Annotated in this window: 11 protein-coding genes; 7 read left to right on the top strand and 4 right to left on the bottom strand. The window is 72.6% G+C overall.

Annotated features, from left to right (window positions below; translation table 11 throughout):
• Nucleotides 1–743: 743 nt before the first annotated feature.
• Nucleotides 744–1511, top strand: a complete 768-nt coding sequence (locus UK82_RS01270; protein WP_044885454.1) for a L,D-transpeptidase — start codon at nucleotides 744–746, stop codon at nucleotides 1509–1511.
• Nucleotides 1512–1596: 85 nt separating this feature from the next.
• Here the strand turns inward: UK82_RS01270 and UK82_RS01265 are convergent, their stop codons facing one another.
• Complete coding sequence (locus tag UK82_RS01265) at nucleotides 1597–2253, bottom strand: UdgX family uracil-DNA binding protein (RefSeq protein ID WP_055406042.1); 657 nt, start codon at nucleotides 2251–2253, stop codon at nucleotides 1597–1599.
• A gap of 338 nt (nucleotides 2254–2591) precedes the next feature.
• Complete coding sequence (locus tag UK82_RS01260; protein WP_044885452.1) at nucleotides 2592–4028, bottom strand: deoxyribodipyrimidine photo-lyase; 1437 nt, start codon at nucleotides 4026–4028, stop codon at nucleotides 2592–2594.
• A 120-nt stretch (nucleotides 4029–4148) separates the two neighbouring features.
• On the opposite strand from UK82_RS01260, the gene UK82_RS01255 reads away from it, so the two are divergent.
• From UK82_RS01255 to UK82_RS01225, 6 genes are all read left to right on the top strand, one after another.
• Nucleotides 4149–5327, top strand: coding sequence for a mechanosensitive ion channel family protein (locus tag UK82_RS01255; protein ID WP_055406041.1), 1179 nt, complete (start codon nucleotides 4149–4151; stop codon nucleotides 5325–5327).
• A 209-nt stretch (nucleotides 5328–5536) separates the two neighbouring features.
• On the top strand, nucleotides 5537–5947 hold the full coding sequence (locus UK82_RS01250; RefSeq protein WP_236705335.1) for a hypothetical protein: 411 nt from the start codon (nucleotides 5537–5539) through the stop codon (nucleotides 5945–5947).
• A 27-nt stretch (nucleotides 5948–5974) separates the two neighbouring features.
• Nucleotides 5975–7120, top strand: a complete 1146-nt coding sequence (locus UK82_RS01245) for a PHB depolymerase family esterase (RefSeq protein WP_044885450.1) — start codon at nucleotides 5975–5977, stop codon at nucleotides 7118–7120.
• A 2220-nt stretch (nucleotides 7121–9340) separates the two neighbouring features.
• Entirely contained in the window at nucleotides 9341–9736 is a 396-nt protein-coding gene (gene mscL, locus UK82_RS01235; RefSeq protein ID WP_055406039.1) for a large conductance mechanosensitive channel protein MscL, read from the top strand.
• A 108-nt stretch (nucleotides 9737–9844) separates the two neighbouring features.
• Nucleotides 9845–11584, top strand: a complete 1740-nt coding sequence (locus tag UK82_RS01230) for a S1C family serine protease (RefSeq protein ID WP_055406038.1) — start codon at nucleotides 9845–9847, stop codon at nucleotides 11582–11584.
• Nucleotides 11585–12051: 467 nt separating this feature from the next.
• On the top strand, nucleotides 12052–13494 hold the full coding sequence (locus tag UK82_RS01225) for a hypothetical protein (protein WP_055406037.1): 1443 nt from the start codon (nucleotides 12052–12054) through the stop codon (nucleotides 13492–13494).
• Between the two features lie 10 nt (nucleotides 13495–13504).
• Here UK82_RS01225 and UK82_RS01220 read toward each other — a convergent pair whose 3' ends face one another.
• Together UK82_RS01220 and UK82_RS01215 are read right to left on the bottom strand one after the other, a co-directional pair.
• Nucleotides 13505–15172, bottom strand: coding sequence for a copper resistance CopC/CopD family protein (locus tag UK82_RS01220; RefSeq protein WP_236705334.1), 1668 nt, complete (start codon nucleotides 15170–15172; stop codon nucleotides 13505–13507).
• Between the two features lie 28 nt (nucleotides 15173–15200).
• Nucleotides 15201–15926, bottom strand: a complete 726-nt coding sequence (locus tag UK82_RS01215) for a YcnI family protein (protein ID WP_055406036.1) — start codon at nucleotides 15924–15926, stop codon at nucleotides 15201–15203.
• Nucleotides 15927–16431: the final 505 nt, after the last annotated feature.

Here is a 16431-nt window from a genome sequence, read left to right as displayed (position 1 = left end):
GCGATCGCACTGGCCTCGCCAGCGTCCGCCGCGACGCCGCCACCCGCGCCGACCGAGACCGCCGCCGTCAGCTCACCCACTCCGACCGCCCCCGCGGCCGCCGGCGCGTCTTCCAGCGCATCGCCGACCCCGACCCCGACCGCCACTGCGCTTGCCGCGACCAGCCCGTCCGCCGGCCCGAGCGCGACCCCGAGTGTCGACCCGAGCGCCACGCCGAGCCCGGTGGCCGGCGCCACGGCGAGCAGCGACCCGAGCGCCTCGGCCTCGGCCACCCCGGCCGCCGCAGCGGCCTCGACCGGCGGCACCGGTGACCCGACCCTCGACGGGTTCCTCGACCTGTTGCCGTTCAAGGTGCCGCTGGACAAGGAGATCAACGGCGTCGAGGACATCGACGTCAACCCCCTCGTCCTCACCTTCACCTGCAACGNCAGCGAGCCGGCCTGGAAGCTGAAGAACACCGGCGACAAGAGCTTCGGCTTCGGCTGGTTCGACACCAACCTCGGCGGCGGCATCCTCGACATCGGTCCGAAGCAGTCCGTGGACATCCCGTCGAAGGCCCTCGCCGTCGTCGGCTCGCCCTGGGACGCCGAGACGAAGCTCCTGCTCGTGACCGTGCCCACCGTCGGCGTGTCGAACTGCGGCGGCGCGACGAGCGCACCGCCGGCGATCGCGGCGCCCGCGGCGCTGCCGATCGCCGCACCCGCCGCCAGCAGCTCCGTCACGGCCGAGCCGTACTACACCGGATGACCATCAGCCGGTTCAGCTCCAGGACGGCCGCGGGAATCCTTGCGGCCGTCCTCGGCGGCGTGGTGCTCACCGGGTGCGGCGGCGGCGACGGCAGCCACGACGCCGCCACCAACCTCTCACCGCAGATCCGTAACCAGCTCGCCGCGATCGCGGGCCTCGGGCAGAGCAAGAGCACGGTGGTCACCGCCGTCGGCACGAGCGTCGACATCTACAGCGCCCCCACGGACACCCAGCCATCGTCCACGCTGGCGAGTCCGAACGAGAACGGCGTCAGGCGGGTCTTCCTGGTCCAGGCCAAGATGCCCGGCTGGTGGCAGGTGATGCTGCCCGTCCAGCCCAACGGCAGCACCGGCTGGGTCAAGGCCGACCAGGTCAGCGCGTCGGAGACGCCCTACCGCCTGGTCGTGTCCCGCGGTCACCACCTTCTGCAGGTGTTCAGCGACGGCAAGCAGATCGCGCAGGAGCCGGTGGCCATCGGCACCACGGACACGCCGACCCCGGGCGGCCGCTTCTACCTGATGGAGCTGCTTCGGCCGCGCAACCCGAACGGCCCGTATGGCCCGTACGCATTCGGCCTGAACGGCTTCTCCACGTCGCTGAGCTCGTTCGACGGCCGCAAGCCGGTGATCGGCCTGCACGGCACCAACGAACCGAAGATGATCGGTAAGGATGTCAGCCACGGCTGCATCCGGCTGAGCAATGACGCGATCACCCGCCTCGCCCAGACCGTCCCGCTGGGCACTCCGGTCGACATCGTCGCCTGACCACGCCGGCCGTCTCGGCTCGTCGAGATGGCGGCTTGTCGAGATGGCGGGTCCGGGCGGCGGGTCCAGCCAGGCCGCCGTCCGATCAGGCGGGCGGGGAGCCCCGCTCGCCACCGACCTGGGCAGGCCGGGCCGCGGCGGCGATCCGCAAGTCGGCGACGAACCCTCCGTACACCTCGTCCCGGCTTGCCGGGTCCGCCCGCAGCACGGCGCTGGGATGCAGCGTGGCGAGCAGCTGGGCGTTCGACCCGGGCGGCCCGGGCAGCAGCCGTCCGCGCATCCGCGTCACCCGGAACGACGGCCCGAGCAGGGAGGCACCCGCCGTCGCGCCCAGCACGACGACCAGCGACGGCCGGATGACGTTCAGCTCGGCGGCAAGCCAGGGACGGCAGGCGGTGATGTGCCGCGCCTGCGGCGTCTGGTGGATGCGCCGGGGTCCGTTGCCGGTGCGGTAGCCGAAGTGCTTCACGGCGTTCGTCGCGTACAGCTCGGCCCGATCCAGCCCCGCCTCGCCGAGCGCCCGGTCGAGCAGCTTGCCGGCAGGGCCGACGAAGGGCTGGCCACGGCGGTCCTCGACGTCTCCGGGCTGCTCGCCGACCACCACCAGCCACGTGCGCGCGGGGCCGGCGCCGAAGACGGTTCGGGTGCCGGGCAACTCGGCGAGGTCACAGCCCCGGCAGTCCGCGGCGGCCGCGGAAAGCGCCGGCAGGTCCGCGCCGGGAGGCACCACGACGGGCTGCATGCNCATCCTCAAGATTCAAGCGGACGCGCCGGTCTGCGGCCCCGCCGGGGTGGGCGTGGCGCGCCACGCGTGGGTTGCCCTCCACACCCCACGCGGGCGCGACCACCTCCGGCGGAGCCCGTCACTTCTCCACCGGGCTTCGAGCGGGAGATCCCTGCCCACACACTCCCTGCCCTGGAACAAGGGTGGCCAATCCCCGCCCGCCGTACCCATCGGACCGCACAACCCGCGTGTCGGATTCACGACACGTGTCGCGCTTGCGGGCAAGCCATCCATCCGCTAGATGATCCCGACGATGACCGGCTCCGTTTCCCGAGTTCGGAGCTGTCCGAGCCGGCTCAGCCGCGGCGGCGGGCCGCCTCGTAACGGGCCAGCGCCTCCCGCCGCTCGGTGGCATGGTCGACCACCGGCGCCGGATACCCCGCGGGCGGGCCGCCGGGCAGCGTCCACGGCTCGTGCACCTTCGCCCCCGGCACGTCACGCAACTGCGGTATCCACCGGCGCACGTAGATCCCGTCCGGGTCGTAGGTACGCCCCTGCGACACCGGGTTGAACACCCGGAAGTACGGTGCCGCGTCTGTACCCGTACCGGCCGTCCACTGCCAGCCGTGATGGTTCGACGCCAGGTCGCCGTCGACGAGATGGTCGAGGAACCACCGCGCCCCGTGGGTCCAGTGGACGTGCAGGTCCTTGCACACGAACGACGCCTCGATCATGCGCACCCGGTTGGGTACCCAGCCCTCGGCGAGCAACTGGCGCATGCCCGCGTCGACGATGGGGAACCCCGTCTGCCCCCACTTCCAGGCCTCGAATCCGGCCTCCGGCGGGTCATATGCCATGTCGGCCAGCGCGCCGGTCAGATCCGTCCGCGCGGATGCGGGATTCGCCGCGAGCACCTCGGCGTAGAACTCCCGCCACGCGAGCTCCGACCGGAACTTCTCCGCGTCACGCTCCCGGCCGGCCGCCTGCTCCCTCCCGCCGGACCCCGCCGACGCAGGGGAGGCCGTCGACACAGGGGAGGCCGTCGACACAGGGGAGGTGGCTCGGTTCAGCTCGGCGAGGATGGTCCGCGGATGGATGCAGCCGTACTTCAGGTAGGGCGACAGCCGCGAGGTGGTGTCCAGCCCGGGCAGGTCGCGCCGCTCGGCGTAGCCGGTCAGCGATCCGTGCAGGAACTCGGCCAGCCGCTCGCGCGCGGCGGACTCGCCCGCCGCGGGCAGCCGGACATCCCCGAGGTCCGGATCGGCCGGGATGCCGTCCGAGGCCAACCGCGCCCAGCACGCGCCGGCCGGCTCGGCGATCGGGCGGCGCCAGCCGTGCTCCTTCCACGCCCGGTAGAACGGCGTGTAGACGCGGAACGGCGTTCCGCCCGCCGTGGCCAGCCGGCCCGGCGCGACCGCGTACGGCGACCCGGTCCGGACGAGCTCCCGGCCGTCGGTGCGCAGCGCCTGCTCGACCTCGCCGTCGCGACGCCGCCCGTAGGGCCCGTAGTCCGCGGCGATGTGCACCCGGCGCGCGTCGACGGCCCGCGCGACCGCGGGGACGACGTCCACCGGATCGCCGCGGCGCACGCACAGCCGGCCGCTCAGCCGGTCGTCCAACTCCCGCAGGCAGCGGTACAGGAACGCGAGCCGGACCGGCCCGGCCGGGCGGCACAGCACGTCGTCGAGGACGAACAGCACCAGTACCTCGTCGCCCCCGTCCGCCGCCGCGTGCAGCGCCGGGTTGTCGCTCAGTCGCAGATCCCGCCGCAGCCAGCAGACCGACACCGTCATGCGACCGGACGTTAGACCGGCACCCGGACCGCGCCGTGGCAGCGCGGGACGACGCCCGGAGGACCCGCCGATCTATAGCTGTGCGTCATCAAAAGATTACCGTGAGCTTATAATCGGTGGGTGCAGGTGACCGTCGCCATCGCGTGGGATCGCGGCTTCTCGGACGCCTGGTCCCGCATCGCGGAGACCGGGCCGAAAATCGGGGTCTTCCTCGCGATCTGCCTGTTCGGCGGCCTGCTGGTCCGGGCCGGGGCGCGGCTGCTGACCGCCCTGGCGACCCGGCTGGGAGTCGATGGGGTCCTCGACCGGGGCGGCCTGCCGGCCCTGCTGCGTCGGCCGGCCGCGGACGTTCGCACGGGCGCGGTGCGGATGCTCACCGGCCTCGGCCTGCTCGCGGTGCTGCGCGTCGCCGTGGGGGTCTTCGGCCCGAGCGCCGCCGAGGACACCGTCACCGACCTGCTCGCGCTGCTGCTGCACACCATGCTCGCCGCCGTGATCATCGCGATCGGGGTCGGCCTCGCCCGGCTCGCCCGGACCTTCGTGCGCGAGGCACTGCGGGAACTCAGCTACGCGCGCGCGGCCGGCAACACGGTGGCCGCCGTGCTCGTGATCGCGTTCGGCAAGGCCGGTCTCGACGAGGTGGGCATCGCGACGTCGGTCACGACCCCCGTGCTCTGGGCCGTCCTCGCCACCCTGACCGGGGTGATCGTGGTCGGGGTCGGCGGGGGCCTCGTCCGCCCCATGCAGTTGCGCTGGGAGGAGATCCTCGAACATGCCGAGGACACCGCCGCCCAGGCTCGGCTGACCTGGCGCGCACGCCACCCCGACCCCCATCCCGCCGACCCCCATCCCGCCGACCCAGGCCCCGGCGCCGTCGACCCCGGCGACCCGAATCCCAGCGACCCGAATCCCGGCGACCCGGATCCCGGCGACCCGGATCCCGGCGACCCGGACCTGATTGGCGCGGACCCCGCCGATGTGCGCCCCGCCGACGGGGAAGGCTCGTACGTCGACACCGCCGGGCCGGGAGGCAGCGGGCCGGGGCTCGCGGAGCTGGCCGCCGACCCGGACGTGCCGGTCGAACCCGATCCGACCGCCGGCCCGGTGACGCCGTCAATCCCGGCCCCGGCGTCGGGAGCGGTCGCCGCCACCGCGCCCCGCCCGTCGATCCCGCCGCCGAGTGAACAGGTCCCCTTCGAACCCGCCGCGCCCGACCGGACCTCGGCATCCGCCTCGCCGCCACGGCTGAACGACCCGTCCCGGCCCGCCGACCGGCCCCGACCGGAGGGACCCCCGTAGCCTGTGGCTCGCTCCCGCCTCTACCGTCACGCAGGGACCAGTGGATGTGCGTTAGGCGAACTACGGCGCGTTCGGCCCCTGGGTGGGGCACTCTGGGAGAGGACGGGATGTCAACGCCGGTCGTGGACCTGAACCGCCCATACCGCCCGGACCCGGATACCTGATCCAGACACCTGACCCAGCCAGGAGACCCGCCGATCGATCTCCACATGACCGATCTTCGCGGCAGGAACCTCATCAACGTCACGAGTGGCGAGCGGAGGGACATCTCGGTGGAGGAGCTTTCGGACATGGAGCGTTCCCGGCTGCTCCTCGGCTGGCTGGCGGCGCGGCGCGCGGTGGACAACTGTCTGTCGGACCTGCTCGCCGCCGGTCCCGCGGGAGAACGTCGGGTGCGCGAGTCGCTGGCGCTCGTCGACGACCTGGAAAGTCGCGCCCAGGAGGCATTCGACCGCTACCGCACCGCCGCGGAGAGCACCCCGGCTCCCCCGCCGCGTCCGGCCGGCCGCTGGGCGCCGCCGGTTGGTGCGGAGCGCCCCCGCCTCAATGTGGTCCGCGCCCCGGAGGGCGACCTCGCGCGTAGCAGTTCCAACACGAAGAGTAATCACCGACACCGGTGACGCCCAGCCCGCGCCCGGCGGGTCAGAATGGCCACCGTGCCGGCCGTTCGTCGCCGCCGCGTCACCGCGGTCTGGCTCCTCACCTTCCTGCTTCCCGTGATACTGATCGTAACTGGCTGTAGCGGGTTGAGTGGAACCCGCCGCGGCGGTGTGGTCCCCGGGGGCACCCCGACCGCGACGCCGACCACCGGGCCGGACGCATTCGAGCGGTCCGGCCGCGGCATGCCGATCCGCATCACGCTGCCGCCACCCGGCACGCCCCGGCCGTACCCGCTGATCGTGGCGCTGCACAGCCTGCACTACGACGGCACCGACCCCAAGGCGCACTGGGATCTCGACGGCCTCGCCCGCACCGCGGGCCTCGCCGTCGTCTACCCGGACGGCATCGGCAAGGCCTGGAACGCCGGGACCTGCTGCGACACCGCCAAGATCAACAATACGGACGACGTCGGTTGGCTGCGCGCCCTGATCGCCCACCTGAGTGAGAACTACCCGATCGACCGCACGCGCGTCAGCCTCATCGGCCTGTCCAACGGCGGGATGCTCGCCTACCGGTACGCCTGCGAGCACGGCGACGAACTCGCCGGCATCGCCGTGGTAGCGGCGAGCCGGCAGGTGGCGCAGTGCCAGCCGGCAGCTCCGCTGACCGTCGTCGTCGTGCACGGCGGAGCAGACGGTCACGTCCCCTACCTGGGCTCGCAGTGGTCACCGGTGCTGCAGACCGCGATCACGCCGGTCGAGGAGAGCATGGCGCCGTTCCGCGTGGTGGACCAGTGCCCGCTGCCCAGCCAGCCCGGCGACACGATCCTCACCGACTCCACCGGGGTGCCCTGGCACGCCGCGCAATCGCCCACCGCCCTGTCCGCCGGGCAGCAGCCCGCAGTGGCCATCGGCTCGTCCGCAGCGCCGACGCCGCCCTCCGGGACGCCGACACCGCTGCCCGACGGTCTGACCGCCCCCGCCGGCCCGCCGGCCGTGCCCGTGACGACCGCACCGGTGGCCGTCCGCCGCGAGACCCGGTGCGCATCCTCGGCCCGGGTCGTCCAGTACCTGCTGCCCTCGATGGCCCACGGCTGGCCGCCCGCCACCGGACCGAACTCCTTCGCCACCACCGGGGTGATCTGGAACCTGCTGGCGCCGGCCCGGTCGGCCCGTCCCGGGCCCCGGCTGTGACGGTGAACGCCGGTCAGGCCGCCGGGGAGAACGACGCGCGCAAGGCGCCCATCAGCGTGTTCAGCGTGGCGGCCGCGCTGGTCGAGACCCTCGCGATGAGCACGTAGACGGCGCCATTCGTGGCGACCGTCCGCATCAGGTAGGACACGCGCTGGCCCTCGCGGTCATAGGAACCAGCCAGCTCCTGGGTCGGCTGGCCGCTGGTGTCCGTCGCCGCGCCGGAACGCTCCTTCGTCAGCCCCGAGACCGCGTCGAACTCGCCCGCCTGGACGTGTGTGAGCGCCGCCGTCTGGTCANCACCGGCGATCCGGGCGACCCCGATCATCTGCGGGCCGTAGTCCGAGACGGTGCCGGGCTCACCGTAGAAGATGCCGGTGTTGTCGCGACGCTGCTTCCACACCGGCGGGTGGGAGAAGGTCGCCTTCTGCAACGGGTCCGTGTACGGGGCCCAGTCCGCCGGCACGGCGATCTGCCCCGCGGCCGATTGGCCGGTGCTCGCGGCGGCAGACGCGCCCGGCCCAGTCGCCGCCGGCGCGCTGGCGGCGGCGGAGGCTGACGGGGACGGCACCGCGGGCGCGTCCATGGCGGTGCGGCCGCTGGGGCGCACCTTCTCCCACACGACGCCGGCACCGACCCCCACCCCGAGCGCGACCGCCAGCACCACCAGCGCGACGCCGAGACGGTGCAGGAAGGACATGGAGTCGGCACCGCCACCATCGCGGCGACCGTCGAGCTCGTCGGCCTCGTCGAGGTCGTTGACGTCGTCGGGCTCGGGAAAGTCGCGCTCCATCGCCGCAGTGAGGGGACCACCCGAGCGGCGCTGCGCGGGCGTCCGATCGCCGCCAGCGCGATGCGGCCCCGTGCGCTTCCTGATCATGGTGGGTGGCGAGTCCGATGGCCGCTCGCCCTCCCGGCCGGCGGTGGGGCCGCCGGCGCCGGCCCGTCCCGGGCCGCCCGAGCGCTGCGCCCGGGACGGGCGTGCCGCGCCCGTGGGCCGGTCGAAACGACCAGGATCGGTGTGGTCGCCGCCGGAACCCGGCCCCGGCGGGCCGGGGCGCGACCGGTCGAGGCGGGTGTCCTCGACGCCTTCGGGTGCCGCGAAGCGTGCCCGCGCGCCGGTGCCTCCTGGCCTGCCCCCGCTCCCGGGGCGGCCTGACCGCCTACCAGCGCCGGGCGGCGGCCCGTCGTCGGCCGGGCCGCCGCCGGGCCCGAACCCCGGCGGGGTCGTCCGATCCCGCGGGCCGGCGTGGCCCGAGCGGCCTGGCCGCCCAGCCGGTTCCCCGTCGAGGGCCGGATCATCCGCTCCGGCCGCGGGGGCCGGCCGCGACCGCACGACCGCGTGTCGGCCCGTCGTCCCGGTGGGGGCACCCGACCGCGCCGTCGGGCCGCCGCCGGGCTCGCCCGCCACGCGCCGATCGCCGACCGGCGGGACGAGCGCCCTGCGCATGGAGGTTCCGGCGCCGGCCGGACCCGGACCGCCGTCTCGGCCCTGCGGGCGGCGGCCTCGACCGTACGGATCGTCTCCCGCGTCGTGCGCGGGCCCGAATTCGCCGCCCGCCCCCCCAGGGAGAGAGGAACCGGTCGGCAGGCCGCCGGGATCGTAGGAGCCGGTGTCCGTCCCATAGCTCGCGGCCGGCGGCCGATGGCCATAACCACCGTCGGCCGGCGGACCGCCATAGCCACCGGAAGCAGGCCGATCCCCATAGCCACTGGAAGCGGGCCGACCGCCATAGCCGCCGGGAGCGGGCCGATCTCCATAACCATCGGCGGCGGGCCGACCGCCATAGCCGCCGGCGGCGGGCCGATCCCCGTAGCCGCCGGCGGCGGGCGCGCTGCCATAGCTGCCGGCGGCGGGCGGGCCGCCATAGCCGTCAGGGGCGGGTTGACCGCCATAGCCGGCGGCCGCGGCCGGGTGGGGTGCTGCATCGGCCGGAGGGTAAGGCCCGCGCGGCGGGAGGTTTTCCCCGGGCCGACGGTAGGCGGGCTGGCGGTGGTCGTCGTCCCACTCGGCCCGTCGCGCACCGTCCGTCACCAGACGACCTCCGATCCCGAGCCCCCACACACGTTCGTTCGTCCCACCGGTGTACCACGGAGTTGCCGACACATAGCGCGCGCCTAGTTGACAACATCCCGCCAGAGGCATAGAGGCCGGGTCGGATACCACCGACCTGGGGCGGTATCCTCCCATGGCGCACCGGGCGCTTGATGGGGGGATCATCGTTGAAGGGCTTCAAGCAGTTTCTGATGCGTGGGAACGTGGTCGACCTCGCGGTCGCCGTGGTGGTCGGCACCGCCTTCACCGCAGTCGTGACGTCCCTGGTGAAGACCATCTTCACCCCACTGATCGCGGCGATCTTCGGCAAACCGGACTTCTCGGCCCTCACGTTCACGGTTAACGGCAGCGTGTTTCGCTACGGAGAGTTCATCAACAGTGTCATCGCCTTCCTCTCCGTGGCGACTGTGATCTACTTCGTCGTGGTGCTCCCCCTGAAGACCATCAACGACCGGCGCGTCCGGGGCCAGATCCCGCCCGAGGAGGACGTGGCGCTGACCGATGAGGCGCGCCTGCTCACCGAGATTCGTGATCTACTGGCGGAACGCCGCACCACCTCCTGATCCGGTCGATCGCGGAGGGACTCCGCACCGATCCATCCCGTCGATCGCTTACCCGAACGTTGGTCGGCATTCAGGAATCGCTCAGGCTCGCAAGGGAAAGTGCCTACCATGACACCGCGTCTCCCCTTCAGCAGCGGCGCCGAGGACGCTCAGGCGGACAGCGGCCGGGAGGAGTCCGGCGCCGGGCACGACTCGCCGTCCCCCTGGGCCCCGCCCGCCGAAGGCGCATTCGGATCCCGGGCCGAACAGCCCCACCCGGCCGGCCCCGGCAGCTCCGCGCCCGACCGTCCCGTGCCGTCGTCGCCCCCCGGGACGCCCTATGGCACTCCCACGCCGATCCACCCAGCCACCGGCCCCGGTCAGACGGCGCCGTTCAACACGGGCGGTCTCGCGTCCGGGTCCTGGGGCCAGCCCGGCCCGGGTCCGGGGCAGGGTGGCCCGGGGCACGGTGGCCCGGGGCAGAGCGTGGTCAGGGCGAACGCCGGTCCCGGCGGGGTGAGCGGTCCCTACGGCCCGGGCACTCCGGGCGCTCCGGGCGCTCCGGGAGCCGGCGGTCCGGGCGGGCCGCACGGTCCTGGTCTGCCGCCCGGTCCACCGGCGGGGGGGCAACCGTGGGGTGGCCAGTGGGGCGCTCCCGGTGGGGGTGTTCCTCCTACCACGTATGACATTCACGGCAGCCGGCTCACGACGGCGACGGCCTCCCCGCTGCCCTGGCGGCGGCGGCGGCTGGTGGCCGCGGGGCTCGCCATCGCCCTCGTCTCCGCCGGCATCGGGGGTGGCGTCGGCGCTCTGGTCGCCGACAACGACGGCGGAAACACGGTCGTCACCACCGCCGGGCTCGAACGCAGCAGCGACAGCTCCGGCGGAACATCCCCAGCGGCCTCCGGCACCGTCGCCGCGGCGGCGCAGAAGATCCTCCCCAGCGTGGTGACGATCTCCGAGGAGTCGAGCAGCGAGGCGGGCACCGGTTCCGGAACGATCATCCGCTCGGACGGCCACATCCTGACGAACAACCACGTCGTGTCGGGCGCCTCGGACGGCGGCACCCTCACGGTCACCCTGCAGGACGGCCGCACCTTCGATGCGCAGGTCGTGGGGACCGACCCGAGCTCCGACCTCGCCATCATCAAGATCAACGCTTCGGGGCTGACCGCGGCGACCTTCGGCAACTCCGACTCGTTGAGCATTGGCGAGCTGGTGGTGGCGGTCGGCAGCCCACTCGGCCTGAACGGCACGGTGACCTCCGGCATCGTCAGCGCCGTGCACCGACCGGTCCGCACCGGCGACTCGACCGTGCAGGACCAGCAGAACACCGTCCTCGACGCGATCCAGACCGACGCGCCGATCAACCCGGGTAACTCCGGTGGCCCCCTGGTCAACAGCCGCGGCGAGATCATCGGGGTGAACAGCGCGATCGCAACCGTCGGCGGCGGCGGGGGCAGTCCGTTCGGCGGCAGCCAGCAGTCCGGCAACATCGGCGTCGGTTTCGCGATCCCCGGCAACTACGCCGAATCAGTGGCCACGCAGCTCATCACCACCGGGCGTGCGCAGCATCCCTACCTGGGCGTCACCGCGTCGACCGCGGCGGAGAACACGCGCTCGACGGCGTCCAGCGGGACCGGCGCCCAGATCCGGTCGATGGTCTCCGGCGGCCCCGCGGAGGGCGCCGGCCTGCGCACCGGAGACGTGATCACCAAGGTCGGCAACCGGGCCGTCAGCGACGTCGACTCCCTGATCGCGGCGGTGCGCTCGCACGCCATCGGGGACGAGGTCGAGGTGACGTACACCCGCAACGGCCAGACCGGCACCGTGAAGACCCGGCTCGCCCAGCAGCCACCGACCTCCTGAGCACGGCCCTGAGCACGGCCCTGAGCACGGCCCTGAGCACGGCCACGAGCAACGCCCTGATCGTCGCCGTCGTACCGCTTCGGAGCCGACATACCGACCCCGCAATAATCGTGGGCCAATCCGGCGGACGGTCGCGAATGGCCGGGCCGGCGCGGAAGGCCCGCTGGGCCCGATCGGTCGTGGAATTCGGGGCATGGCCGTCGGCGGGCTATTCGTCCGCCCGTCTTTCTAACTAGTCCGCCGGCGGGACATGGCGACTTCGGCCACGCACCATCGCCAAACAAAGTAACTACAAGTAGGCAAAAGCTATCAAAGCGCTACCGACGTGCGGGTCAAGCGATTCCGGCTGTCGAATCGACGACAACAAAATCCGCACAACGTTCACCCGTTAGGGAGGCCCACCTCCTAGCATTGACCCCACCATCCGTTCCGGGCTCGCGGTTAGTCGACCGGGGAGAAGCTAAAGTATGGACGACGACGCGGACCTGGCGGCCCGTGTCCGACGCGGTGATCGGCAGGCGTTCGACGACCTCTACGATCTCTACGCGGACGATGTCTTCTCCATGTGTCTGCTGATCCTGGGTGATCCCACGGTGGCCCGGGCGGCCGCCGGTACGGCGTTCGCCCTGGTCGCCCGCACCCGTCTCAACCCGCTGAGCGACCCGGCCCGGCTGCGGTCCTGGCTGCTGGAACTCGCCCGCGGCAGCGCCCTGGCCTGGTCGGGATCCCCGCAGGCCCGCAGCATCCCGGTGCCCCACGGCGTGCCGCCCGAGGAACTCCTGGTCGGCTCCGTGGTGCCGGCGCCCGCCAGCCTGCGGGTGGGTCTCGCCCGCACCTTCGACCGCGCCGCCGCCGTCGCAGAGGCCGCTGCTGCCAGCCGCCGAGTCGCCCCACCCGCCGCCCCCGCGGCGCCCCGAGAGATCAGCCTCGTCAAGGCGCCGGCTGGGCCCCCAGCTACCCCCGTGTCCGACGCCGCGGAGACATTGATCGCCCCCGCCACCGTGCGCGCGCTGCCGCTGATGCGGATGGACGCCGAGGTCGAAGCCACCAACACCGCTCCGGCGTTCGGCCGAGGGACCCTGGCCTGGCGCAGCCGGCCTGCGATGGCTGCCGCGGCGGCGGTCGTCGTCGCCGCGGTCGGTCTCACCGCGGCGATGAACTGGCCGTCGTCCGATCCCCGCCTGATGTCCGAGAACGGCGTGGCGGTGGTGAGTCCGCCGCGGTCTCTCGACGTGGTTCGCCCCGCCACCGCGCCCGCCGCCCCCAGCGGGGGCACCGCGGCTGCCCCCACCGTCGTCCCGACGGTGGCCGGCGCCTTCACCAGCCGGGCCGCGGCGCCCAGGGAAGTACGGCCCCGCCTCGTGGAGCCAATCGCTCGAGACGTGCACAGGTCCGAGCCGTCCGCCGCGCCAAGCATCGACCGCCCCCGCGCAACCTCGGCAGCGCCCTCGACCACGGCGCCGCGCACCACTCCGCCGAAGCTCCCGGCCAGCACCGCTCCGGCCACGACGGCTGCGACCTCTCCGGCCTCTGGGACCCCTGGGACCCCTGGGACCTCCGCATCGACGACCCCGCCGAGGGCACAGGCGCCACAGCCGACAGCCACCGTCCCATCGCCGGGGAGCGCGCCACCAACCAGCGCCGCGTCGCCCCCCACGACGCCGCCGGGCGGAAATGTTCCGTCCGCGCCAGTCGCCCCGTCCAGCCCTCAACAACAATCCGCCCGGCCGCCGGCGGGCCAGAGCACCGGCAGTACTGGCGGCACTGGCAGTACTGCCGGCACTGGCGGCACTGGCGGCACTGGCGGCACTGGCAGTACCGAAGGCACCAGCCCGACCGGTGCCGGCCCGTCCGAATCCGACGAGCGCATCGTCGGCCCCGTCACCGCACCGGCACCGGTCTCCGTCTAGCCGACGCCCGTCAGCGGACGGTGTAGAACAGCGTCGTCACGTACTGGTCGAAGTCGTTGATCCGCAGGGTCAGCCGGAGCTGCCACTTCCCCGCCAGGGGCGCCTGCACCCGGTCGCTGCGTGCGTGCCCCGGCGCGGCCAGGTCTAGCGGTACCTCGAACGGCCCAAGATCCGCGGTCGGCAGGGATAGTGCCGCGCTTGCCTGCACCAGCTTCTGCGGCTTACCGCTGGGCGCCCAGGTGTACACGTCAAGCGATTCGGCTCCGATCCTGGTCGGGGCGACCCGCACCTTCACCGTCATCGGGCCGGCGAACGCCGTCCCGGTGAACGGCGGTGCATAGCTGGTGCGCGCGGGAACCATGTTCACCAGCGTCGCGGTAAGCCCCAGTACCACCGCCCCGACGACCAGCTCCGAAGCGACACCACGCCGCAGCCCGGTCAGCGCGCCGACGCTGGGCGCCGTCCCCGTCCCATCCGGACCGGAGCGGACATCGACATGATCATCTGCATAGTGACGGCGCACCCACCGCTGGGCGAGGGCGCCGAGAGCGATCATGCCAAGGACAAACCACACCTTGTAGAGCAGCAATCGCCCGTAACCGGTGTCGATGACCGCTCGGAGCGTTCCGATCTCCCGCCAGCTCTGGAACAGGCCGCTGATCACGATCACGGCCACGGCCACGGCTGCCACGCGTGACCAACGCGGAAGCACCTCCGCCAGCTCCACCGCCGCCGCCCGGCGGACCAGGAAGAGCGCGATGACCACCAGCCCGCCGATCCACACGGACATGCCAAGCACATGCACCGTCAAGCTGGCCGTCGCGAGCCACACCAGATCCCCTGCACTGCCGTGGCCGATCGCCGCCAGGGTCACCGCCACCACGAGTCCGAGACCCGCCAGCTCGCAGGTGCGCCACACATCCAGCGAGCCGATACGGAACATCCGGCGCAGCAGCGGAACCGCAAGGCAGAGCGCAAGCAGTCGGATCAGTAACAGGTGACCGAACCGCTCCTCCAGGGTCGCCGACAGCACCGACCAGCGGCCCAGTCCGCTCATTCCCAGGCCGGCGGTGTACGGCCCCTGGAGGAGTAGCTGCCCCAGCCCCGCGAGCGCCGACAGTCCCCATGCCCCCGCCACCAGTTGGCTCGCACCGCTCAACCGCAGGCCCTGCGGCCACAGCATCAGCAGAAAGAAGCAGGCCCCCAGCAGAACGCCGATACCTGCGTATCCAGCGAACCGCGCGACACCGAACAGGAATCCGACCGTCCGCGAACCGGAGGTGTCCGCCTCCGCGCTGGCAGCCCCGGCCTCCGGCGGTCCGCCCACACCGAAGGCGAAGGCACCCGAGATCGGGTGACTGTCCGCAGAGATGACCCGCCAGCTGGCCACGTAGGTGCCCCTGGGCAGATCGGGTCGCAGCGCAACCATCGCCTGGGACGCCTTCTGCCCCGAATGCGCCTGTCCGTCGTCGACCCGGGCACCGGCCGAATCGAGCACTCGGATGGAATCCCGCGAGACCCGAACCGACTCGCTGTAACTGATCACAACTCGAGTCGGCGCCGCGGCAAGCGCCGCACCGTCCGCCGGACTGGTGCCCGTCATCAGGGCGTGAGCAGACGCCGGCGCGACGCCGAGCCCAAGCCCGATCGAGGTGGTGACCATGGCCAGAACGGCCATGGTCACCACCATCACTCTTCGCATGGAGTTACGCCCGCCGCCGCGAGGTCACCAGTGCGAAGGCACCGGCCAGCAGACCGAGCGCGCCCAGGACCACTCCGACTATCCCGAGCCAGCGGGCGGTCCCGTCGCTGCCATCCGGCTGCGAGGTTTCCGCGGCGTTCTGCGTCGACACCGAATCGTGGGCGCCGGTGGATGAACCCGCGTCCGCTCCGGCTGCGGTTACCGTCAGCGACGGCGCCGGCTTCTCCGGTTCCCCGGCTCCAGGCTGCGCCACATCGACCCACCGCACCACGTCCCCGTTCGAATAGGTCTGCAGCGTCTTGAACGTGAGCTGTCCGGCCTTGTCCGGCAACGGACCGGCGGAGACGGTGAACGTGTCAAACTCCCCCGGCTTGATCCCCTGACTCCCCTGCGCCGACCAGGTGATGCGGGTGACCACCTCGCTCACCTGGCCGTCGTCTGTACTCAGAGGCTTCGCTGGCGCCGCCTTCGCGACCTTGTAGGTCCAGCCGGCCTTGGGCTGCACCGACACCGACGCGAGCGGTGTGTCCACGGGGAACTGAACATCGATACCAGTGGTGGACGCGTTGTCCTCCTCGGTCGGCACCTTGAACGAGAGCGTGGCGTAGCTACCTGCGGACGCCGTGGACGGTTGAAGGGTGACGTGCGCGGAGGCCGGCACTGTCATGGCGAGTACGGCCGCGCCGGCAACCACGCCGAGTACGCCCGCACGACTAAAGAGGCGAATCATATAAATCCTTCCAAACGGTCCCACAGCGCAGCGGGAACACAGAGATTCCGTGTCTCTCGGGCGCCGGAGTGTCGTTCGTCAGGCCATGGCNAAAAGCAGCGATGAGCAATCTGTGGCACACCGCTCCATCCGACCGATCTCCGGCTGGCCCTGCGGCGGACCACGCCTACGGGCGGATGGCCCGAGCGGTCTGGTATGGGGACGGGGGGCCCGTCGGCGGACGTCGACGCGTGGCACTGGCGGGACCGAGGGCACGGCCCGATCCGCCACCGGCCGGAACAGACGGAACAGGACCGCATGGGGACGGAGCCCGGACGCCGACCACAGCACACGCTCCGCGCGGCGCAGCAGCACCGCGACGCACACCGCCGCCAGACCGTGCGCGAACACCATCCGCGCCTCGATCGAGCAGCCGCCCGCCCGATGCGTGTGCGGGTGCGCGAGAGCAAAGGTGATGTGGAGCAGAACCTGGGTCCCCGCGACGCCTGCCACGAGCATCGGAAGG

Origin of the sequence: Frankia sp. ACN1ag (assembly GCF_001414035.1) — a bacterium.
In the GTDB taxonomy this organism is placed as follows: domain Bacteria; phylum Actinomycetota; class Actinomycetes; order Frankiales; family Frankiaceae; genus Frankia; species Frankia torreyi.
The sequence above is the reverse complement of the archived record's forward strand: the minus strand, read 5'-3'. Positions and strand labels throughout refer to the sequence as shown.